At 71.4% G+C, this 20,021-nt stretch carries 20 protein-coding genes; 6 read left to right on the plus strand and 14 right to left on the minus strand.

Going from position 1 to position 20,021, the window contains the following annotated elements:
- Positions 1 to 18: 18 nt before the first annotated feature.
- The 8 genes from ACT01A_RS03465 to ACT01A_RS03500 all read right to left on the minus strand — a co-directional run bounded on the left by ACT01A_RS03465 (position 19) and on the right by ACT01A_RS03500 (position 8,355).
- Positions 19 to 1,161, minus strand: a complete 1,143-nt coding sequence (locus ACT01A_RS03465; protein ID WP_445150850.1) for a DegT/DnrJ/EryC1/StrS family aminotransferase — start codon at positions 1,159 to 1,161, stop codon at positions 19 to 21.
- Positions 1,158 to 2,738, minus strand: a complete 1,581-nt coding sequence (gene cimA / locus ACT01A_RS03470) for a citramalate synthase (RefSeq protein ID WP_445150851.1) — start codon at positions 2,736 to 2,738, stop codon at positions 1,158 to 1,160. The genes ACT01A_RS03465 and cimA overlap by 4 nt, the downstream gene beginning before the upstream one ends.
- Positions 2,739 to 2,854: 116 nt before the next feature.
- Positions 2,855 to 3,805, minus strand: coding sequence for a branched-chain amino acid transaminase (locus ACT01A_RS03475; RefSeq protein ID WP_445150852.1), 951 nt, complete (start codon positions 3,803 to 3,805; stop codon positions 2,855 to 2,857).
- Between the two features lie 22 nt (positions 3,806 to 3,827).
- A complete protein-coding gene (leuB, locus tag ACT01A_RS03480; RefSeq protein WP_445150853.1) occupies positions 3,828 to 4,859 on the minus strand; it encodes a 3-isopropylmalate dehydrogenase in 1,032 nt (343 codons plus the stop codon).
- Between the two features lie 50 nt (positions 4,860 to 4,909).
- Complete coding sequence (locus ACT01A_RS03485) at positions 4,910 to 5,716, minus strand: serine protease (RefSeq protein WP_445150854.1); 807 nt, start codon at positions 5,714 to 5,716, stop codon at positions 4,910 to 4,912.
- 89 nt (positions 5,717 to 5,805) lie between these two features.
- Positions 5,806 to 6,378, minus strand: coding sequence for a 3-isopropylmalate dehydratase small subunit (gene leuD, locus ACT01A_RS03490; RefSeq protein WP_445150855.1), 573 nt, complete (start codon positions 6,376 to 6,378; stop codon positions 5,806 to 5,808).
- Between the two features lie 17 nt (positions 6,379 to 6,395).
- Positions 6,396 to 7,742, minus strand: a complete 1,347-nt coding sequence (gene leuC, locus ACT01A_RS03495; protein ID WP_445150856.1) for a 3-isopropylmalate dehydratase large subunit — start codon at positions 7,740 to 7,742, stop codon at positions 6,396 to 6,398.
- 19 nt (positions 7,743 to 7,761) lie between these two features.
- A complete protein-coding gene (locus tag ACT01A_RS03500) occupies positions 7,762 to 8,355 on the minus strand; it encodes a helix-turn-helix domain-containing protein (RefSeq protein ID WP_445150857.1) in 594 nt (197 codons plus the stop codon).
- Positions 8,356 to 8,416: 61 nt separating this feature from the next.
- Here ACT01A_RS03500 and ACT01A_RS03505 point away from each other — a divergent pair, with 61 nt between their 5' ends.
- A complete protein-coding gene (locus ACT01A_RS03505; protein WP_445150858.1) occupies positions 8,417 to 9,385 on the plus strand; it encodes a patatin-like phospholipase family protein in 969 nt (322 codons plus the stop codon).
- Positions 9,386 to 9,525: 140 nt separating this feature from the next.
- The gene (locus ACT01A_RS03510; RefSeq protein WP_445150859.1) at positions 9,526 to 10,146 is read left to right on the plus strand and encodes a hypothetical protein; all 621 of its coding nucleotides are present in this window, start codon (positions 9,526 to 9,528) and stop codon (positions 10,144 to 10,146) included.
- 171 nt (positions 10,147 to 10,317) lie between these two features.
- Here the strand turns inward: ACT01A_RS03510 and ACT01A_RS03515 are convergent, their stop codons facing one another.
- Together ACT01A_RS03515 and ACT01A_RS03520 are read right to left on the minus strand one after the other, a co-directional pair.
- Positions 10,318 to 10,596, minus strand: coding sequence for a hypothetical protein (locus tag ACT01A_RS03515; protein ID WP_445150860.1), 279 nt, complete (start codon positions 10,594 to 10,596; stop codon positions 10,318 to 10,320).
- Between the two features lie 42 nt (positions 10,597 to 10,638).
- Positions 10,639 to 10,821 (minus strand): hypothetical protein, encoded by a 183-nt coding sequence (locus ACT01A_RS03520; protein ID WP_445150861.1) that lies wholly within the window; start codon positions 10,819 to 10,821, stop codon positions 10,639 to 10,641.
- A 365-nt stretch (positions 10,822 to 11,186) separates the two neighbouring features.
- Here ACT01A_RS03520 and ACT01A_RS03525 point away from each other — a divergent pair, with 365 nt between their 5' ends.
- Positions 11,187 to 11,813 (plus strand): hypothetical protein, encoded by a 627-nt coding sequence (locus ACT01A_RS03525; RefSeq protein WP_445150862.1) that lies wholly within the window; start codon positions 11,187 to 11,189, stop codon positions 11,811 to 11,813.
- Here ACT01A_RS03525 and ACT01A_RS03530 read toward each other — a convergent pair.
- The 3 genes from ACT01A_RS03530 to ACT01A_RS03540 are packed head-to-tail and all read right to left on the minus strand — an operon-like array spanning position 11,797 to position 16,516.
- The gene (locus ACT01A_RS03530) at positions 11,797 to 13,182 is read right to left on the minus strand and encodes a phytoene desaturase family protein (protein ID WP_445150863.1); all 1,386 of its coding nucleotides are present in this window, start codon (positions 13,180 to 13,182) and stop codon (positions 11,797 to 11,799) included. The two genes, ACT01A_RS03525 and ACT01A_RS03530, sit on opposite strands and share 17 nt — an antisense overlap.
- Position 13,183: 1 nt before the next feature.
- Positions 13,184 to 15,766, minus strand: a complete 2,583-nt coding sequence (locus tag ACT01A_RS03535) for an FtsX-like permease family protein (protein WP_445150864.1) — start codon at positions 15,764 to 15,766, stop codon at positions 13,184 to 13,186.
- Positions 15,767 to 15,775: 9 nt separating this feature from the next.
- Positions 15,776 to 16,516: an ABC transporter ATP-binding protein gene (locus ACT01A_RS03540; RefSeq protein WP_445150865.1), complete on the minus strand. Its 741-nt coding sequence runs from the start codon at positions 16,514 to 16,516 to the stop codon at positions 15,776 to 15,778.
- A 114-nt stretch (positions 16,517 to 16,630) separates the two neighbouring features.
- Here ACT01A_RS03540 and ACT01A_RS03545 point away from each other — a divergent pair, with 114 nt between their 5' ends.
- From ACT01A_RS03545 to ACT01A_RS03555, 3 genes are read left to right on the plus strand one after another with little or no spacing between them, the layout of a single operon-like run.
- Entirely contained in the window at positions 16,631 to 17,347 is a 717-nt protein-coding gene (locus ACT01A_RS03545) for a hypothetical protein (protein WP_445150866.1), read from the plus strand.
- Between the two features lie 6 nt (positions 17,348 to 17,353).
- Positions 17,354 to 18,097, plus strand: a complete 744-nt coding sequence (locus ACT01A_RS03550; protein WP_445150867.1) for a methyltransferase family protein — start codon at positions 17,354 to 17,356, stop codon at positions 18,095 to 18,097.
- Positions 18,094 to 18,783, plus strand: coding sequence for an NAD(P)H-binding protein (locus ACT01A_RS03555; RefSeq protein WP_445150868.1), 690 nt, complete (start codon positions 18,094 to 18,096; stop codon positions 18,781 to 18,783). Before ACT01A_RS03550 ends, ACT01A_RS03555 begins: the two co-directional genes overlap by 4 nt.
- Here the strand turns inward: ACT01A_RS03555 and ACT01A_RS03560 are convergent.
- A complete protein-coding gene (locus tag ACT01A_RS03560; protein ID WP_445150869.1) occupies positions 18,755 to 19,894 on the minus strand; it encodes a LamG domain-containing protein in 1,140 nt (379 codons plus the stop codon). The two genes, ACT01A_RS03555 and ACT01A_RS03560, sit on opposite strands and share 29 nt — an antisense overlap.
- Positions 19,895 to 20,021 lie beyond the last annotated feature (127 nt).

Raw genomic sequence — 20,021 nt, forward strand, 5'->3', positions numbered from 1 at the left:
CTGAACGTGCGAGCGCCGTCAGGCCAGGATGTCGGCGAGCGTTGCCGATACGCGGGCGACCTGCGCCTGCGTGATCTGCGGGAAGAACGGCAGCGCCAGCGAGCGGGCGGCGATGTCCTCGCAGACCGGGAACTGACCCTCGCGGTAGCCGAACTGGTCGCGGTAGTAGGACATCAAGTGGACGGCGGGCAGGTAGGGCTTGGACTGCACGCCGCGCTCGCGCAGCGCGCGGATGACCTCGTCGCGTGAGGGGCCGTCGTGCGGGACCTGGACGACGAAGACGAACCAGCCGCGGCGGTCGCCCTCGATCGTGGCGCCGTCGGGGCACGGCAGGCCGAGGCCGCGCTCGGTCGCCAGCGGGCCGAGCGCCTCGCGGTACCAGCCGGCCGCGCGGGCGCGCGCGTCGAGCATGTCCTGCAGGCGGTCCATCTGCGCCAGGCCGATCGCGCACGCGATGTCGCTCAATCGGTAGTTGAACCCGAGGCGGTCGTGGTCGAGCCAGTCCATGTTCGGGGCCCGGCCCTGGTTGCGCTCGGAGTCGATCGTGACCTTCATCTCCGCCGAGCCGAGCGTGATCATCCCGCCCTCGCCCGTAGCGAGCTGCTTGTTGGGGTAGAACCCGAAAATCGACGGATGGCCGCGGCCGCCGATGGCAATGCCATCGTGATGGACGCCGCCGAGGCCCTGCGCGGCGTCCTCGACGATCGGGACGCCGAGCGCCTCGAAGGCCACCATGTCGGCTGGGTAGCCGAAGATGTGGACCGGGACGACGGCGGAGGTCCGCTCCGTGATCGCCGCGGCCGCCGCCTCCGGGTCGAGGTTCAGCGTGACCGGGTCGATGTCGGCGAAGACCGGCCGTGCGCGCTCGTAGACCGCAGCGTTGGCGGTGGCCACGAACGTGAACGGCGAGGTCACCACCTCGGTCCCGTCGGTCACGCCGACCGCGCGGTAGGCGAGGTGCAGCGCCGTCGTCCCGGACGACACGGCGGAAGCGGTCGTAGAACCCACGAACTCCGCGAACCGCCGCTCGAACTCCGGCACCTTCGGCCCCAGCGAGAGGTGCCCCGAGCGGAGCACCTCCAGGACCGCGGCCTCTTCCTCAGGCCCGATGACCGGCTGGGCGATCGGGATGACGTCGAGGTCGCGGTCCGTGCTGCTCACGACTGCCGCACCCGCGCGCCCTGTTCGGCGAACTCCAGCGAGTCCACGAGCGCCTGCCACGACGCCGCGATGATGTTCTCGTGGACGCCCGTCGAGCCCCAGACCTCGGTGCCGTCCGACGCGTCGATGAACACCCGCGTGATCGCGTCCGTGCCGTGCGTCTCATCGAGGATGCGCACCTTGAAGTTCACGAGCTGGACGTCGGCCAGGTGCGGGTGGACCTGCAGGATCGCGGCGCGCAGCGCGGCATCCAACGCGTTGACCGGGCCGTTGCCTTCGGCGGTCGTCACGTAGCGCTCGCCGTCGAGCCAGACCTTGATGGTGGCCTCGGTCTCGACCTTGCCGTCGGCGCGCTGCTCGACGATCACGCGCCAAGACTCCAGGCGGAACAGCGGCTCGTACTCGCCCGCCTCCTTGCGCAACAACAACTCAAACGAGCCGTCGGCCGCCTCAAACTGGTAGCCGCGGTGCTCGAGCTCCTTGACGCGCTCGATCACGCGCACGGCCGCCGCGTCGTCCAGCGTCAGCCCGACGTCAGAGGCCTTTTCCAAGATGGTGTGCTTGCCTGCCAGCTCGGACACCAACAACTCACGCTCGTTGCCGACGACCGCCGGATCGGAGTGCTCGAAGGTCGTCGCGTCGGCGCGGATGCCCGCGACGTGCAGCCCGCCCTTGTGGGCGAAGGCGCTGCGTCCCACCCACGCCGCGCGCGGGTCCGGGTTGCGGTTGAGCAGCTCGTCGACGAAGTGTGCGGTCTCGGTCAGCTTCGCCATCCGCTCGGTGCCGAGCAGCTCGTGGCCGAGGCGCAGCTCCAGGTTGGCGATGACCGTCACCAGGTTGGCGTTGCCGGTGCGCTCGCCGATCCCGTTCATGGTGCCCTGCACCTGCGTGACGCCCTCGGTCACCGCGGCGATCGTGTTCGCCACGCCGCATTCGAGGTCGTTGTGGCAGTGGATGCCCAGCGCGACCTCCTCCCCCAGCTGCGCGCGCACCGACCGGACGGCGTCGGCGATCTGGTGCGGCAGCGACGATCCGTTGGTGTCGCACAACACGACGCGCTCGGCACCCGCGCGGGCGGCGGCCCGCAGGCACGCGACGCTGTACTCCGGATCCTCGCGGTAGGAGTCGAAGAAGTGCTCGGAGTCGTAGACCACGCGCTTGCCGGCGCTCACGAGGTAGCTGACGCTGTCGGCGATCAGCTCGAGGTTCTCCTCGGGCGTGACCCGGACGACCTTCTCGAGGTGCAGCTTCCAGGTCTTGCCGACAATCGTGCAGACCGGCGCGAAGCACTGGGCCAGGATCTGTAGCGACGGGTCGTCGGCGGCGGCGACGTCGCGCCGGCGCGTCATGCCGAACGCGGCGATCTGCGCGTGCTGGAGCTCCTCCTTCTCCAAGAGCCCGAACAGCTCCAGCTCCTTAGGGTTGGAGGCGGGGAAGCCGGCTTCGATCAGGTCGACGCCGAGCTCGTCGAGCTTGCGGACCACGCGCACCTTCTCGGCGGCGGTGAGCGACATGCCCTCGCCCTGCATGCCGTCGCGCAGGGTGGCGTCGTAGGTCTCGATCTTGGGATGGGTCATCAGGTCTTCTGTCCTTCAGGGTAAGAGTGGATCGGGCGGATTCGAGGCAGCGGCACGCGACGCGCCCTCGCGGGCGCGATCGGGGTGCCGCTAACGAATTCGCCGACCCGCCCCCATCAGGAAGCAGCGACCTTGCTGAAGAAGTGCGAGGGGATCGGATCGAGCCAGTGGGCGTAGCGGTCGCTGCGGCCGTGCAGCGCGTCCTCGAACGCGGATTGGACGGCGCGCGTGACCTCGCCGGGCTTGCCGGTGCCGATCGCGTGGTCGTCGACCTCGCGGATCGGCGTCAGCTCGGCGGCGGTGCCGGTGCAGTAGATCTCGTCGGCGAGGTACAGCTCGGCACGCGAGATCGTGCGCTCGACGACCTCGTAGCCGAGGTCCTCGGCGATCGTGATTGCCGAACGGCGGTTGATGCCGTCCAGCAGCGAGCTGCTGAGCGGCGGCGTGGCGATCTTGCCGCCGCGCACGATGAAGAGGTTCTCGCCGGTGCCCTCGCACACGTAGCCGTGGTCGTCGAGGAGGATCGCCTCCTCATAGCCGGACTTGTGCGCCTCGACCTTGGCGAGGATCGAGTTGAGGTACTGGCCGGTGGCCTTGGCCTGCGGGATCAGCGAGTCCGGCGAGATGCGACGCCAGGAGGAGACGCGGGCGCGGATGCCGTTGGCCTTGCCCTCGTCGCCGAGGTAGCTGCCCCACGCCCAGGAGGCGATCGAGACGTCGACCGGCGCGTCGAGCGGGAAGAGGCCCATCGTCCCGTAGCCGCGGTAGACCAGCGGGCGGATGTAGCAGGAGCGCTGGCCATTGCGGCCGATCAGCTCGAGCGTCGCCTCGCGCAGCTGCTCGCGCGTGAACGGGATGTCCATGTAGTACATCTGGGCCGACTCGAACAGCCGGTCGACGTGGTCCTGGTGGCGGAAGACCGCCGGGCCGTGGGACTCGGTGTCGTAGCAGCGGACGCCCTCGAAGACGCCGGTCCCGTAGTGCAGGCCGTGCGTCAGAACGTGGATCTTCGCGTCGTCCCACGCGACGAACTCGCCGTTCATCCAGATGAGGTCCGCTGCGTCCACGTCCGTCGTTCTCCTTGTGCTTCTAACCCAGTGCGGCGAGCACGGCCTGCGTAGCCTCCGCGGTGCTCGCCTGCCCACCGAGGTCCCGGGTACGCAGCCCCTGGTCAAGGGCCTTGTCCACCGCCGATTCTAGGGCGCTGGCCTCGTTTTCCAAGTTCAGGCCGTGACGGAGCAGGAGCGCGAGCGACAGGAACATCGCCAGCGGGTTGGCGATCCCCTGGCCGGCGATGTCCGGCGCCGAGCCGTGGACGGGCTCGAAGAGGCCCGGGCCGTCGCCGCCGAGCGAGGCGGACGGGAGCATGCCGATCGAGCCGGTGAGCATCGCGGCCTCGTCGCTGAGGATGTCGCCGAACATGTTCTCGGTGACGATCACGTCAAAGGACGTGGGGTTGGAGACGAGCTGCATCGCGGCGTTGTCGACCAGGACGTGCTCCAGCGGGATGTGGCTGAACTCGCGCTGGTGGAGGTCGGCGACGGTCTGGCGCCACAGGCGCGAGGTCTCCAGCACGTTGGCCTTGTCGACGCTCGTGACCTTCGTGCGCGCGGCCTCGAAGGCGGAGCGGGCGATGCGCTCGATCTCCTCGACGCTGTACTCGCAGAGGTCCGACGCGGTCGTCTCGGTGCGCGTCTTCTCGCCGAAGTAGATGCCGCCGGTGAGCTCGCGGACGACGAGCAGGTCGGTGCCGTCGATGATCTCGCGACGCAGCGGGCTCGCGTCGTACAGAGCCGGCAGCGGGCGGACGGGCCGCAGGTTGGCGTAGAGGCCGAGGCCCTTGCGGAGGCCGAGCAGGCCCTGCTCGGGACGGGGCTTGCTCGGATCCGTCGTGTCCCACTTGGGACCGCCGACGGCGGCGAGCAGAACGGCGTCGGACGCCTGGCAGGCGGCGAGCGTCTCGTCGGTCAGCGCGATGCCGTTGGCGTCGATCGAGGCGCCCCCGAAGAGGTGCTCGTCGATCTCGACGTCCAGGACGAAGCGCTTGAGGAGGTCGACGGCGGGCTCGAGGATCTCGGGCCCGATCCCGTCGCCGGGAAGGGTGACGATGCGAGTGGCCATGCGGGGCGCCACGATATCGGTGACGCCCCGCGGGCCGACGTGCGGTGCTGCTAGCCGATCGGCAGGCCGGGCTTGAAGGGCTCGGTGCCCTTGACCAGCGTCAGTTCGGAGAAGCCGTGGGCCTTGGCGTATGCGATCTCCTTGCCGATGTCGCCGACGCCGTTGGACAGCGGCAGCGGCGCGATGGCGACCGTGGACAGGACGCCGAGCGCCTGGCCGTCGGCGTTGAGGAACGCGGAGCCGGAGTCGCCGGGGATGCCCGGGGTCAGCGTGTAGAGGCTGTAGGACCAGCCGCCCTCGGTGACCTCGACGACCTTGCCGCGCTTGGGGCTCAGCAGCGTGATGCCCTGGCGCAGCGACGAGTTCCCGTAGGAGTAGATGTCGTCCAGCGCGGCGGCGGTGCCGATGCCGGTCGGGCCGCCCCACTTCGGGATCGACGGGTTGACCTTGCCGACGTCGGCCGGGTCGAGCTCGATCAGCGCCAGGTCGTTGTAGGCGCAGGTCTCCTCGTCGGTCTCGCCGTTGGCCTGCATCGTGACCCACGAGTTGTAGGCCAACGTGCCGGGCTTGCTCGCGCCCGTGACCTCGACGGGCGTGCCAATCGGCAGCGACGCGGCGTCGCAGCCGTTGGTCTCGGTCGCCTCGCCCGTGCCGCTGCAGTGCGCGGCCTGGCCGAGGTAGGTCTTGCCGCCGGCCGTGAAGACGAAGTTGGCGGTGCACTGGGCGCCGTCGGTGAAGACCTGGACACCCGGGTGGACCGTGGCGGTGGACGCGGGGGCCCAGGCACTGGCGGCAGCCGGCAAACCGAGGACCAGCGTGGCAGCCGTGGCAGCGGCCGCCAGAAGGCGTCGGGACATAGGGAGTTCTCCTCCTGCTCGTTCGTTGCGGTGCGGTGGTGCAACGGCTTGGAACGAGCAGGAGGCGCAGAACTTGCGCTTAGCGCGCGCTACAGGGCGGTCGTGACCGGGCCGGAGCGCTCGCGCTCGGCCTCGTAGACGTCGATCGACGCGACCTGCTGGAGCGTGAGGCCAATGTCGTCGAGGCCGTTGAGGAGGCGGTGCTTGGTCTCCTCGTCGATGTCGAAGGACGCGGTGCGCAGCTGGCCGTCGACCTCCCAGCGGACCTCCTGGGAGGTCAGGTCGACCTGCGCGGTGCCGGCGTCGGCGATCGACTTGGCGTCCTCGGTGCTGACCTGGACCGGGAGCATCCCGATCTTGGTGCAGTTGGACTTGAAGATGTCCGCGAACGACGAGGCGATGACCACGCGGAAGCCGTAGTCCTCCAGCGCCCACGGCGCGTGCTCGCGGGAGGAGCCGCAGCCGAAGTTGCGGCCGGTGACGAGGATCTGGTTGACCGGGAGGTCCCAGCCGTCCTCCTTGGCCCAGTCGTAGAACAGGAACTCGCCGAAGCCGGTGCGCTCGACGCGCTTGAGGAACTGCTTGGGGATGATCTGGTCGGTGTCGATGTCATCGCGCATCAGCACGCTGACGGGACCGGTGATCGTCTCGATGGCCTTCATGTTGGTCTCGGCCTCTCTTAGTTCCAGTTGCGGATGTCGACGAAGCGGCCCTCGATGGCGGCCGCGGCGGCCATCTCGGGGCTGACGAGGTGCGTGCGGCCACCGGCGCCCTGGCGACCCTCGAAGTTGCGGTTGGAGGTCGACGCGCAGCGCTCGCCGGGCTCCAGCTTGTCGGGGTTCATCGCCAGGCACATCGAGCAGCCCGCGCCACGCCAGTCAAAGCCGGCGGCGGTGAAGATCTCGTGGAGACCTTCAGCCTCGGCTTGGGCCTTCACCTGGACCGAGCCGGGGACGACCATGGCGTACACGTCGCTGTTGACCTTCTTGCCCTCGACCATCCGCGCGGCGGCGCGTAGGTCGCCGATGCGCGAGTTGGTGCAGGAGCCGATGAACACGCGGTCGAGCTTGATCTCCTCGATCGGCGTCCCCGCTTCCAACCCCATGTACTGGAGCGCGCGCTCCTCGCCTTCGCCGGCGGGCGTGGGGATCGCGTCCGTGACCGCCGCGACCTGGGCGGGGTTGGTGCCCCACGAGACCATCGGGGAGATGGCGGAGGCGTCGACGACGATCTCCTTGTCGAAGGTCGCGCCGTCCTCGGTGTAGAGCTCCTTCCACGCCGGGTCAACCTCGACGCCGCGGTCGCGGACAAACTCGAAGGTCGTCTCGTCGGGGGCGATCATGCCCGCGCGGCCGCCGCCCTCGATCGTCATGTTGCAGACGGTCATGCGGCCTTCCATCGTCAGCGACTGCACGGCCGGGCCGGAGAACTCCACGACGTGGCCGGCGGCGCCGTCGACGCCCATCTGGCCGATCGTGGCCAAGATGAGGTCCTTGGCGGTGACGCCCTTGCCCAGCTCGCCTTCGTAGCGGATCCGCATCGACTTGGGCTTGTGCTGGACCAGGCACTGGGTGGCGAGCACGTGCTCGACCTCGGAGGTGCCGATGCCGAAGGCCAGCGCGCCGAAGGCGCCGTGCGTGGCGGTGTGGGAGTCGCCGCAGACGATCGTCATGCCCGGCTGGGTCAGGCCCAGCTCCGGCCCGATGACGTGGACGATGCCCTGGTGCTCGGAGCCCAGCGAGTAGATCGGGATCCCGAACTCCTCGCAGTTGCGCTCCAGCGTCTCGACCTGGGTGCGGCTGAGCACGTCCTTGATGCGCGCCGCGACGGGCGTGCCGTCGGTCGGGACGTTGTGGTCAGCCGTGGCGACCGTGCGGTCCGGGCGGCGGACCGGGCGACCGGCGAGCCGGAGCCCGTCGAAGGCCTGCGGCGAGGTGACCTCGTGCACGAGATGCAGGTCGATGTAGATCAGGTTCTGAGCGACCTCGTGGGCCTCCCAGATCTTGTCAAACAGGGACTTGGGCATGGTGATGTTGTTGTGGTCCTTAACTACGACGGAGGCCCGCGGAGACAACCGCCAGCAGGACGGCCTCCCCCGGTCCGGGGTTCTCGAAGCGGTGCGCCAGGTCGGCGTCGAAGGTGACGGTGTCGCCTTCTTGTAGTTCATGCTCGGCGCCGTCGATCTGCAGCGTGACGGTGCCGACCTCGACGACCGCGATCTCGCGGCTGCCGGGCTCGTGCATCGGCGGGTCGCCCTCGCCGCCGGTCGCGGAGCCGGGCGCGAGCACGTGGCGGCTCAGTTCGGCGCGCTGACCGGGCAGCGGCGGGGTGAGGATCTCGAACTCGTGGCCGTCGGCCCCGCCGCCGCGGCGGCGCTCGGTGCGGCGAACGATCGAGACGGAGTCCGCCTCGTCGAGCCGCAGGAGCTGGGAGAGCCGCAGGTCGAGGCCGAAGGCGATGCGCGAGGCCACCGCCAGCGTTGGCGAGGTCTCGCCGCGTTCGACCTGCGAGAGCATCGGGGCGGAGACGCCGGAGCGCTCCGCCAGATCGCGGAGGCTGAGGTCCATCGCCTCGCGCAGCGCACGGACGCGCGCCCCGATCTGGATCTGGTGATCGATCTGCTGGTCGACGACGGCCATGAGGAGGTCCGTACGTTATCACGTACAAACGTCTGATGGGCGGTTTGTAGGCTTTGGCGCAATGACCTCCACCGCGTTGCTGCGGCCCGACGTGTTGGTGCTCGCCGGCGGCGGCACCGTCGGCGAAGCCTGGATGCACGGCGTGTTGGCCGGCCTGGAGGACGCGGCCGGCGTCGACTACACGCGCACGGAGGCGTTCGTGGGCACGAGCGCGGGGTCGATCGTGGCGGCGCGACTGGCGGCGGGACGGCGGCCGCCGCGGCCGGACGGCGACGCGCGCGACGCGGCACCGGGGTTGGCGGAGGAGGCGGCGGAGGGCATAGACGGAGATGCGACGCGCGGCGGCCTCCCCCACGCGCCCCTTCGCGCGGCGCGGGACGCGGCGGCGGGCGCGGCGCGCGTCGGGTGGACGGTCTCGGCGCCGCTCGCCAACGCCTTGGCCGGCGCGGTGAAGCCGGCGGGCGCGCTGGCGCGAGCCGCGGTGCTCGGCAAGGCGGCGCCGCACGGCCGACCGCTGCACCAGCTGCACGGGCGGGTCGCGCGCTGGGACGCACGCTTCGATGGGCGGCTGCGGGTCTGCGCGGTCGACCGGCGGACCGGCAAGCGCGTGGTGTTCGGCGCGCCGGGCGCGCCGGCAGCGAGCGTCGCCGACGCGGTCTGCGCGAGCTGCGCGATCCCCTGGGTCTTCGCGCCCGTGGAGATCGGCGGCCGCGAGTACGTCGACGGCGGCGCCTGGTCGGTCACGAACCTCGACGCCGCCCACTCCGGCCCCGGCACCCAAGTGCTATGCCTCGACCCGACCGCCGGCTTCGGCGGTCGCGACCGCCGCATGGCCGCCCTTCGCAGCGCCTTCCGCCTCGCCTCCGGCCTGGAGATCGCCGCGTTGCGCCGCCACGGCGCCGACGTCGAGCACATCGCGCCCGACCCCACCGCGGCCGCCGCGATGGGCACCAACTTCATGGCCTTTGAGCGGGCGGCGCCCGCGCTGGCGGCCGGATACGCGCAGGGCCAGCACCTCGCTGCGCTCTAGTCCTGCACGTTTTGCTGATCGCTTACGATCGCTGATCCACGACAGATTCAGTCCGCCTGGCTCTGGCGCTGCCGAGCCTGAGGGTGTGACATACGTCCTGGTCCTGTTCCGCATCGTCAACGTGGGATCAGGAGGTCTCCATGAGCAGGATCATCCGTCTCGGCGTGCTGGTCACGGCATGCCTGTCGTTCATCGCTTTCGCCACCGCAACCGCCAACGCGGTCACATGGCACAACACGGGCGACACGGCCTACACCGCCACCGGCGCGGCCACCACGCTGAGCGTGACTGGCGCGAACCTGACCTGCCCGGGCTCCACGTTCACTGGCACGACGGGCGCGGCGCCTTTCGTCGGGGCCGTCTGGGTGGCCGCGTCAGGCACTGGCTCGTTCACGGGCTGCAGCATGGCCGGCCAGCAGGCGACGACGAGCTGCGCCTACAAGGTGACTGCGTTCATGTGGACCGCCGGCTCGCCCGCCGTGATGAACGGCAGCGCCGACATCACTTGCACTACCTACATCCTCGGCACGCTGAACTGCGTCACGCAGGGCTCGACGCCGGGTACTTACACTAATCCCTTTGGGGCGGTCAACGGCAACGGGGTCGCACCGACTTCATCGTCGTTGCGGATCACGGGATCAGGTTGCATGCTCGGCAACAACGACGTCGCGACGATCAGCACGACGCCGCTCAGGATCACCAGCGCGTCGGGTGGCCCGTCCTCCCCGCACCAGGGTCCGATCGTCACGCGGACTGCGTAGTCCGTCGGAGATGTAGGGGTTCAAACGACGGGCGAGCGCCGACGCGATCTCGCCCGTCGAATCCGAGCGCTTTTGCTGATCGATTATTTATGCTGACCGTCGGCAGGATCTGTCGCGCTGGCTCTGGCGACTCGCCGTCGGAAGGTGTGAGATCGACTCGGGCAGGCCATCTCAATCACGAAAGAACACCATCACCATGTCCAGGACCATCCGGCTGGGCGTCGCGCTCGCGGCACTGCTCTCGTTGTTCGCGATCGCTTCCTCCGCCGCCCATGCGGTGACATGGCACAACACCGGCAGCACCGCGTTCACCGCGACGAGTGGTCCCACGACCATCTCGGTCGGTTCGAACAACCTCTCGTGCAGCGGTGGATCGGCGGTCGGCACCGTCACCGCGGGATCGTTCGTCGGGTCTATCTGGCCGGCCGCCACCGGCATGGCGACGTTCACCCCCTGCACCATGGTCGGCCAAAACGTGGTCGCGACTTGCACTTACACCGTCACTGCCGCGAGCTGGACCGCCGGCCCGCCGGCGACCACGAGCGGCGTCGCCGACGCGACTTGCTTCTCGGTGCTCCAGTCGACCGGAACGACCTTGTGCGTCACGGAAGGGACGACGCCCGGGTCGTTCAAGAACCCGACTGGGGCCACGAAGGCCTCAGGCACTCTGCTCACTTCGGGGACGGGCCTGACGGTGACTCATGCCTCGGGCTCCTCATGCGCGATCGGCACGGGCACCGCTCACCTCAGCGATACGTCGTTCACGGTCACGACTGCCAACGGGACCGGGCTCGGGCCGTTTGTCACGCGGACTGCGTAGGAGCAGTGACGACAATATCTAGCTATCTCCTGTGCTGATCGATATTGCTCCCTGACCGACGGCACGTTCGGCCGGGTCGGCTCTGGTGGGGCCGGCCCGGAAGGTGTCAGATCGCCTTGGCCTCGTAAGGGCCAACATCGTGGCGGGTCCCGCGCCTCGACGTCGCTCACCCAAGCGGCGACGGTCGCCGCATACCGACGTAGGACCTTGGAGGTACGCCATGAGCAGGATCGTTCGCCTCGGCGTCTTGACAGCAGCGTTGTTGTCGTTGTTCGCCGTCGCTTCCTCAACCGCCGGTGCCGTGACGTGGCACAACACCGGCGACACCGCCTTCACCGCCACCAGCGGCCCGACGACGTTGACGGCCACTGGCACCAACCTCACGTGCTCGAACTCGTCGTGGGCGGGCACCGTGGGCGCCGCGCCGTTCGTGGGGGTCGTCTGGACCGCCGCCACCGGTACTGGGGCGTTCACTAACTGCGTCGCCCTGGGCATCAAGGCCACTACGAGCTGCACGTTCAAGGTCACTGGGACCACGTGGACCGCGGGCCCTCCCGCCGTGATGGGCGGCAACGCCGACGTCACTTGCACTAGCTACGTGGGCGGCTCGCTGAACTGCATAACGGAAGGCTCGACGCCGGGGACCTACACGAACCCCAGCGGCAGCACGATGGGTTCTGGCATCGCGCCCGTGTCCAACACGCTGAAGATGACTAACGGCGCGTCCGCCTGCATGCTCGGCCACAACGTGCAGGCCACTATCACGGCCACGCCGCTGACGATCACGGCGGCCAGCGGAGGCCCATCGTCCCCGCACGCGGGGCCGATCGTCACGCGGACTGCGTAGACCGTCCCATGAAGGCCAGCGCGGCATGGGCGGCATGGTGGCCGCTCATGCCGTGCGCGCCTGGGCCGGGTGGTGTGGCGGCGGAGCAGAGCAAGACGCCGGGGATCCCGGTCGCGTAGGGCGCGGTGGTCAGACGCGGGCCGAAGACGGCTCGCCTGACCGTGGTCGCTCCGCTGAGGATGTCGGCGTGCGTGGTCGCCGTGCTCGCTCGCAGGCGCGACCGCAGCGCCGGGGCGAAGCGCTCGAGCTGGGCGAGGACGAGCTCGGTCGCGTCACCGGCGAAGCCGCGCGGGACCGACGTGTAGGCGGAGACGGGATGCATCTCGCCGGCAGCGCGGGAAGGGTCGGCGAGAGACTGCTGGGTGACGATCACGAAGGGGTTGGTCGACACGCGGCCGGCGTGGACGTCGCGCAGCGAGGAGGTCAGCTCCTCGACCGAGCCGACGGCATGAATGGTGCCGGCGGCGCGGCAGGCGGCGGCGGTCCACGGGATCCCTCCGGCCACGGCCAGGTCCAGCTTGAAGGTGTCCGGGCCGTGGGGATATCGCCCATAGGCGCGGCGGACGCGGGCGGGGAGCCGATCGCCGGCCAGGCGTGCGGCGGCGGACGGCGTGAGGTCGAGCAGCGTGACGTCGGCAGGCGGAAGCTCAGCGAGCGACGTGACGCGATGGTCGGTCAGGACGGTGCCGCCGTGCTCGCGCACGATCGCGGCGAGGGCGGCGGCGATCGACCGGGAGCCGCCGACGGCGACGGGCCAGCCGTGGCGGTGAGCGGCCCAGATCAGCAGGACGCCGGCGGCGGAGCTGACCGGCCTTGAGAGCGGCGTCGACGCGTGCGCTGCGACGCCGGCGAAGAGCGCGCGGGCCTGGGGCGTGGCGAAGGCGCGGGTCAGGACGGTGGCGGGCATCGCGGCCAGCAGGCCCAGGCGGGCGGCGCTCGCCGGATGGCGCGGGCACGTGGAGAGCAGCGGCCGCAGGACGTCGGTCTCACGCAAAGCGGGCATCGAGAAGAGGCGGCGCCAGCGATCGCCGTCGCGGGCCAGGCCGCGGGCGGTCGCGTCGATGTCCTTCATCATCATCGCGGCGGTGCCGTCGTCGAACGGGTGCGCGAGCTCGACCGGGGCGCGTGCCCATGTCACGTCGAGGTCGCGGTGGGTCGCGACGGCCAGGGGGTGGATCGCCGAGCAGTGATCGTGCAGCAGCCCCGGGAGGGTGAGCTCACCGCTGCGGGTGCCGCCTCCGATCGTCGCTTCGGCCTCCAGGACGGTCACGCGGACCCCCGCAAGGGCGAGGGTCGCGGCCGCGGTCAGCCCGTTGGGACCGGAGCCGACGACGATCGCGTGCGGCGGCGTCAGCGTCGGCGCGGGCATCTCACTCGTCCTTGAGGACCGACACGAGCGACGGGCGCGTCGCCAACCACCCGGGATACGCCGCCGCGACCGCGCCGAGCACCGGCGCCGTGACCAGCGCCCCGACCACCAGCCCCAGGTCGAGGTGCAGGCCGATGCGCCACGCGAGCTGTCCCTCCGCCAGCTGCAGGACCACGAACCCCAGCACCAGCCCCACGCCGATCCCGATCACCGCGGCGACCGCAGCCAGCGCCGCGCCCTCCAGCAACATCGACCAGGCGATCGCCAGCGGCCGCATCCCGAGCATCCGTTGCACGGCCAGCTCACGGCGGCGCTCGAGCGTCGCGGTCAGCAAGGTGTTGGTGATGGTCAGCGCCGCGACCAACGACGCCGCGAGCAGCGCCAGGTGCGCGAAGGAGAACAGCCCACGGACCGTGTCCACCACCAGCGTCGTCAGCTCCGGCCCGGTCGCGACGGTCGCGCCGACGTCCCTTCGTGCGAGCAACTGACGGGTCGCTGCGGCAACGTCGTCAACGGCCGCGCCACGTACCGGGAAGAGCGCGAAGCGGTCCGCGTCGCGATCGCCGGTCACCCGCTGGAATGTCGTCAGGTCCATGTACAGCGAGTCGTCTGAGTTGATGTCGTTGAACAGCCCGGCCACGGTGAACCGCCCATCGCCGTGGGCGACCGGCAGCCGGATCCGATCCCCCACGCCGACGCCCCGCCGCCGCGCGAGCAGCCGCGACACCACCACCTCCCCGCGCGCCAGCGCCGCGATCGTCGCGCGATCGCCGGGTCGGACATCGCGCGTCAGCACGTCGCCGCGCCGCGCCGCCGCCACGATCGGCATCGCCAGCACCGCCACGTGCGTCCGCTGCCCGAGCAGGACGAACCGCATCGGGTACGCCGCCTCCACCCCGTGCACGCGCCCGAGCCCACCGGCCAGCGACGCGTGCAGCGGCTGATCGGACATCAGCGGCCCCGCGCCCGGCGCCCGGACGTACAGCGGCGCCGCCGTCCAGTTGCCGACCACCTGCCGCGCCTCGCGCTCGAACGACCGCGTCCCGGTCCCGACCGCGACCGTCACCGCCAGCGCCGCGGTCAGCGCCGCCACCGTCAGCACGGTCCGTCCCGGCGCCCGCGCCAGTCCGGCCGCCGCCAAGCGTCCCGCGACCCCGATCCGTCCCAGCACCCCCGCCCCCACGGCGCCCGCCACGCCTCGTACCAGCAGCGGCAGGACCAGGCCCACGCCGATCAAGGACAACGCCATCACCACGACGGTCCAGCCCGTGGCCAACCCCGACGACGCGTTCGCGGCCAGCACCAGCCCGCCGGCCACCGCCGCCGCGCCCCCGATCGCCAGCGGCGCGGACCCGCGCAGATACGCCGCCGCGACCGCGTAGGACTCCGCCGGACGCACGCCGCTCGCGGGCGCCGCCGCCAGGATCCGCCGACCCGCGAGCGCCGCCCCCGCCATCGCCACCACCATGCCGATCCCCACCCCGGCGACGACCTCGCCCACCGACAGCTGGACGTCGCCCGCCTCGGTCACCGGCAGCACCCCGGCGTAGGTCGCCTCGACGTGAGCGATCCCGACCTGCGCGACCGCGTACCCGAGCCCCACGCCGACCGCGCCGCCGACCGCCCCGACCAGCGCGGCCTCGAGGACCGACGCGACCACGAGCGCGCCCGGGCCGGCACCCGCCAGCCCGGCGATCGCGATCAGACGCCGCCGCTCGGCCACCGACATCGCCACCGTGTTGAACACCAAGAAGATCCCGATCAGCAGCCCGATCAGCGCGACCACGCCGACCGTTCCCGCGATCGCGTCGAACGTCCGCGCGAACGCCGCCTGCTGGACCTCCGGGCGCTCCACGGTCACGCCCGGCCCGACCGCCGCGTCCACCGCCCGCCGCAGCGCCTCTTGCGATCCGCCCGCGCTCGCGCCCGGGTAGGCATAGATCAAGTCGACGGTCCGGTGGTGATCGAACAGCCGCTGCGCCGCGGCCAGCCCGAGGATCGCGAAGACGCCGCCGTTGAACGTCGCACCCGTGTGGGGCGCGAGCACGTGGCTCACCCGCACCGCCACGCGTCCGCCTGGCGTGTCGAGCGTCACCGTCCCGCCGGCCCGTGCCCCCAGCGCCGCGGCCAACGGCCCGGACAGCGTGAGCCCGCCGGCGGCCGCGTCGCCCGCCAACCGCCCCCGCGCCCGCAGCGTGTCGTCCAGGAGCCGGAAGCCGCGCGGTGGCAGCCCGAGGACGACGACGCGCTCGCTCGCAGCGCCGCCCCTGCCCTCCCCCGACGCCAGCCGCGTCACCTGCCGGACGATCGGCACGACCGCACCCACTCGCGGCACCGCGCGGATCGCCGTGGCCGTGTCGGCGGCCAGCGGTCCGCCGCTCGCCGCCGCAACCACCAGCCCGGTGCTTTGCGGCAGCCCCGAGGTCCGCGCGACCGTCCGCTCCAGCGTCGCGTGGATGACCAACATGGACAAGATCAGCCCGACGCTGCCGGCGATTCCGAGCACGCTGAGCAGGACGCGGCGCGGCCGCCGCCGCACGTCGCGCAGGTTCACGTACCGCAGGACCGTGAGGACCGCGGTCATCCCGTTTGCTCAGCCGACCGTGACAGCGGGCGTCGACGTCACGGACGGCGGCGGCGAGGCCGCGGCGCAGACCACGCCGTCCTCCAACCGCACCAGCCGATCGGCGTACCGCTCGACGAGCGGATCGTGGCTGACCACGACCACGCTGGTCGCGGCCGCCGCCGTCGCGCGCAGCAGGTCGAAGATCACGCGGCTGGTCGCCGAGTCGAGGCTGCCCGTCGGCTCGTCGGCGAGCACGATCGCCGGCCGCGTGACCACGGCTCGCGCCAGGCCCACCCGCTGCTGCTCGCCGCCCGAAAGCTCAGACGGCCGATGCGCACCGCGATGCTCCAGGCCAACGCTTGCCAACGCAGCGAGCGCCCGCGCCTGCGCGTCGCGGACGCCGTCGAGGAGCAACGGGAAGGCCACGTTCTCCACCGCGGTCAGCCCGGGCAGCAACCCGTAGAACTGAAGCAGGAACCCGATCCGCCGCCGACGCACCAGCGCCAGCCGCCGCCCGCTCAGCCGCGAGATCTCCTGCCCCTCGAGCAGCACGCGGCCCGTGTCGGGTCGATCGAGGCCACCAAGAAGGTGCAACAACGTGGACTTGCCCGATCCGGACGGGCCGACGATCGCCAGCAACTCCCCCGGCGCGGCGACCAGATCGACGCCCGCCAGCGCCTGCACATGGCTCTCCCCGTCCTCGAAGCGCCGCCCCAAGTCCACACCGACCAGCGACGGAGCAGCAGGACGGGGTGGGCGGGCGCTCACGATGATGTCGATCTTCCGGCGCCTGCTCAGCAGAAGTCAACGCTGTGCCCGTGCCACGCGGCTCTGGCTTTGGGCCTCGCCGCCCCAAGACAATCGCCGCAAGGCAACTGGGTGATGAACCGCGACGTCGCATCTGTAACAGCGCTCGCCGCCGCCGGCGCGATGCTCATCGGCTGCGGAGGGTCCAACGACGCGGCGCCCGGCCGCGCCGAGGCCTCCCCGTCTCCTGCTGCCGCGACCCAGACGGTCGACGCCCAACTCGCCCACGCCGCGCTCCTACGCGCCAACGACCTTTCGGACGACTGGGCCGCCGACCCCGGCTCGCGACGGACGCGCTGCCGCTCCGGCGGGACGTTCGCGGGTGTCGTCGGCCACGACGCGTCGCAATCGTTCACGCGCGGCAACGTCAACATCCAGCAGACGGTCTGGCTGTTCGAGGACGCTGCCGCCGCTCGCCGCGCCTGGCGAGCGATGAACGCGCCTGACGGCCGCGCCTGCTTTCAGCTCCAGGTCTCGACCCAGGTCCGTGACCAGGGCAGCGAGTTCACCCGCGATCTGCGTCCCGTTCAGCAACGCCGCACGGCCGACGGCCTGCGCCGCAGTGTCCTGACGGGCCAGATCACCCGGATCGCCGACGGGCCTCTGGGGCCCGTGCAGACCCAGATGGCGCTGAAGGTCCATGAGGTCGAACGTCTACACGGGCGAGGGATCTCCACGATCGTCATGGTCGGCGCCGCCGAGGAGCCAGACCCGGACACGGCCCGCTGGCTGGTCACCCTCGCCGGACGGCGTCTGGCCTCCGTCATCGCCGCCGCCAGGCCGGTGAGCTGAGCGGCCATGGCGGAGTTGCTGCGAGGTCTCGGATTCACTCGCGCCCGCTGGTGGTCGGTCGCGTGGCTGGTCGGCGTCATCGGCGCGACGACCTCGGCGTTCCTGGTCCTCGCCCATCTGGCGGCAGCCGTGCTCGGCGTGCCGATCGCCGTCGTCCACGCCGTGTTGTGGGCGACCTGGCTGGTCTGGCTGGGCGGCGTGTTCCCGCGGTCGCGCCGGGCGTGGATGCGCGGCTTCGGCGCCGGCGCGTTCCGGCCGGCGTTCTACCTGGAGATCCTGCCCGGGATCGGGTGCAGCTTCGCGCAGATCGCGCGGCCCGGGTTCGAGGCGGTCGTCGGCGGGCCGCGCGTCACGGCGCTCGGCGTGGTCGTGGGCGGCGTCGTCGCCGTGACGGGCTTCGGCCTGGTCGTGCTGGGCGTCCGACGGCTCGGGATCGCCGGGACGCTGTTCGTCCGTGAGTACGAGGCGCTTCCGCCGCTGCTGGAGCGCGGCGGCGTGTTCCGCGAGATCCGGCATCCGCTGTTCGTAGGCGGCGTGGTGCTGTCGATGGGCGCGGCGATCGTCACCGGGACGAGCCAGGCGCTGCTGCTGAGCGCCGTCAACGTGCTCGCGATCCCGTTCTACGTCCGCTTCGAGGACGCGCGCTGCGGTCAGATCTTCGGCGCCGACTACGCCGTGTACCGCGCACGCGTCGGCGGCGCGCTGCCGCGCACGGGCGGCCAGCGGCTGCGGTCCCGCGCCCGCGGATGAGGCGCATCCTCGTCATCGGCGGGACCAGCGGCACGGGCGCCGAGGTCGTCCGGCGGCTCGCGCCCGAGGACCACGCGGTGCGCGTGCTCGCGCGGCGGCCCGGCGAAGCGCGGCGGCGGCTGCCCAGCGCGGTCGAGGTCGCGGGCGGAGACCTGCGCGACCCGGCGGCGATCGAGGCCGCGGTCGACGGCATCGACACCATCGTCCACACGGCCGGCACGCGCGACGTCCTGCGTAGCCGCCGGCACGAGGAGTTGGTGGTGGACGGAACCGCCGACCTGTTGCTCGCCGCCAGCCGCAGCTCGGCGTCCGCGGTCGTGTTCATGTCCTCGATGGGCGTCACCCGCACCTCGGTGCTCGGCGACGCGCTCAACCTCGTCAAGGGCGGTGCGCTAACGCACAAGCGCAGCGCCGAGGACCTGGTCCGCCGCAGCGGGCTGGACTACCTGATCCTGCGCGCTGCGGTCCTCACCGACCGCGGCTCCTACCCGGAGCGCGTCGTCCTCTCGCCCACGCCGCAGCCGCTGCGCCCGAACGTGCGCGTGTCGCGCGCCGACGTCGCCGCGTGCATCGTGGACGCGCTGCGGCGCCCGTCGCTTGGACGGGTCACCGCCGACATCCTCTGGGACCGCGCCGGACGCAGGGCCGGCGCTCCTTCTACTTCGCGGCCTTCGCCTTCGCCTTGACCACCGTCAGCGACGCGGCGCCGCAGTCGGCGCGGCCCGCGACCTTGACGCGGATCGTGCCGCGCTTGGCGACCTTGACCTTGAGCTTGGCCGCGCCCGCGGAGTTGGTGCTAGCGGCCGCGACGCGGCGGTTTGAGGCCGCCATAGCGACGACGCGGGCGTTCTTGAGCGGTACGCCTCGGAGGGCGACGCGAACGGTCACGGTCGTGGTGCGGCCGAGGGTCACGCGCGTCGAGGAGGGCTTGACCTGGCAGGCGCGGGCGGGTGCGCCGGGCGTGGAGGTCGTGGCGGCGCCCGAGGTGGCCGCAGCCGGTGCCGGCAACACGGTGCCCGGGGCGATCGGCTCGATCGTCGAGCGGGTGCCGGGCGCCTCGCCGTCGCTCTCGGACTGGTTGGCGGACGGGACGTCCGTCGTCGGTGGCCCAAGCGTCGGCTGCGGAGTCAGCGCCGTGTCGGAGAGCGAGGCCAGGTAGTCGGGCGCGAGCGCCCCCTGCCACATGCGGATGAGGTCGACGTCTCCGGTCAACGGCAGCGCGCAGGTGCCCTGGTAGGTGCCGATGAAGTGGTCGGCGGAGGTCAAGCTGTAGGCGATCGGCTTGGGCGCCGGGAAGGCGGTCCCGACCGGGTGACCGTCCAGGAACAGCCGGACGGTGGCGCCGTCGAACACGCCCGCGACGTGGTGCCAGGCGCCGTTCCAGACGTCGGACGGCTTGACCGCCGCGGTCAAGTAATAGGAGTCGCCGTCAAAGACGTAGAACGCGATGCCGCCGTCCTTGGCCGTGTACAAGCCGTACGCGCCGGCGACGCAACCCTGCGCGCCGTGCGAGACGACGTAGCGGTAGGAGCCCGGGCTCTGACCGGCGCGAACGACGGCCTCCAGCGTGAGCGTCGCAGGCTTGAGCTGCGGGGCCGCCGGAAGGCGCACGAGCGCGTGGCCGTCGAAGTGCAGCGCGCCGCTGTCGACGCCCGCGATGCGGCCGGGATCGCGCGAGTCGACGCCGTCGGTCAGCCCGAGGCGACCGTCCAGCGCGTAGGGGCCGTCGTCCAGCGCGACCTGCCCCACGGGCTCGTCGAACCTCCATTGGCCCACGACCGAGCTCGGCTCGGCCATGGAAATGCTCGGCGCTCCCAACGCCGTGAGCAGCAGGGCCATCGCAATGGCGCCGCGCCCCCAAACACGTCCCTGCATTCCTGCTTCTCCCTTGAAACGGCAGTCCAGCCGTACGTAAAGCTACTGA

The sequence above is a fragment of the Baekduia sp. Peel2402 genome (assembly GCF_052567285.1).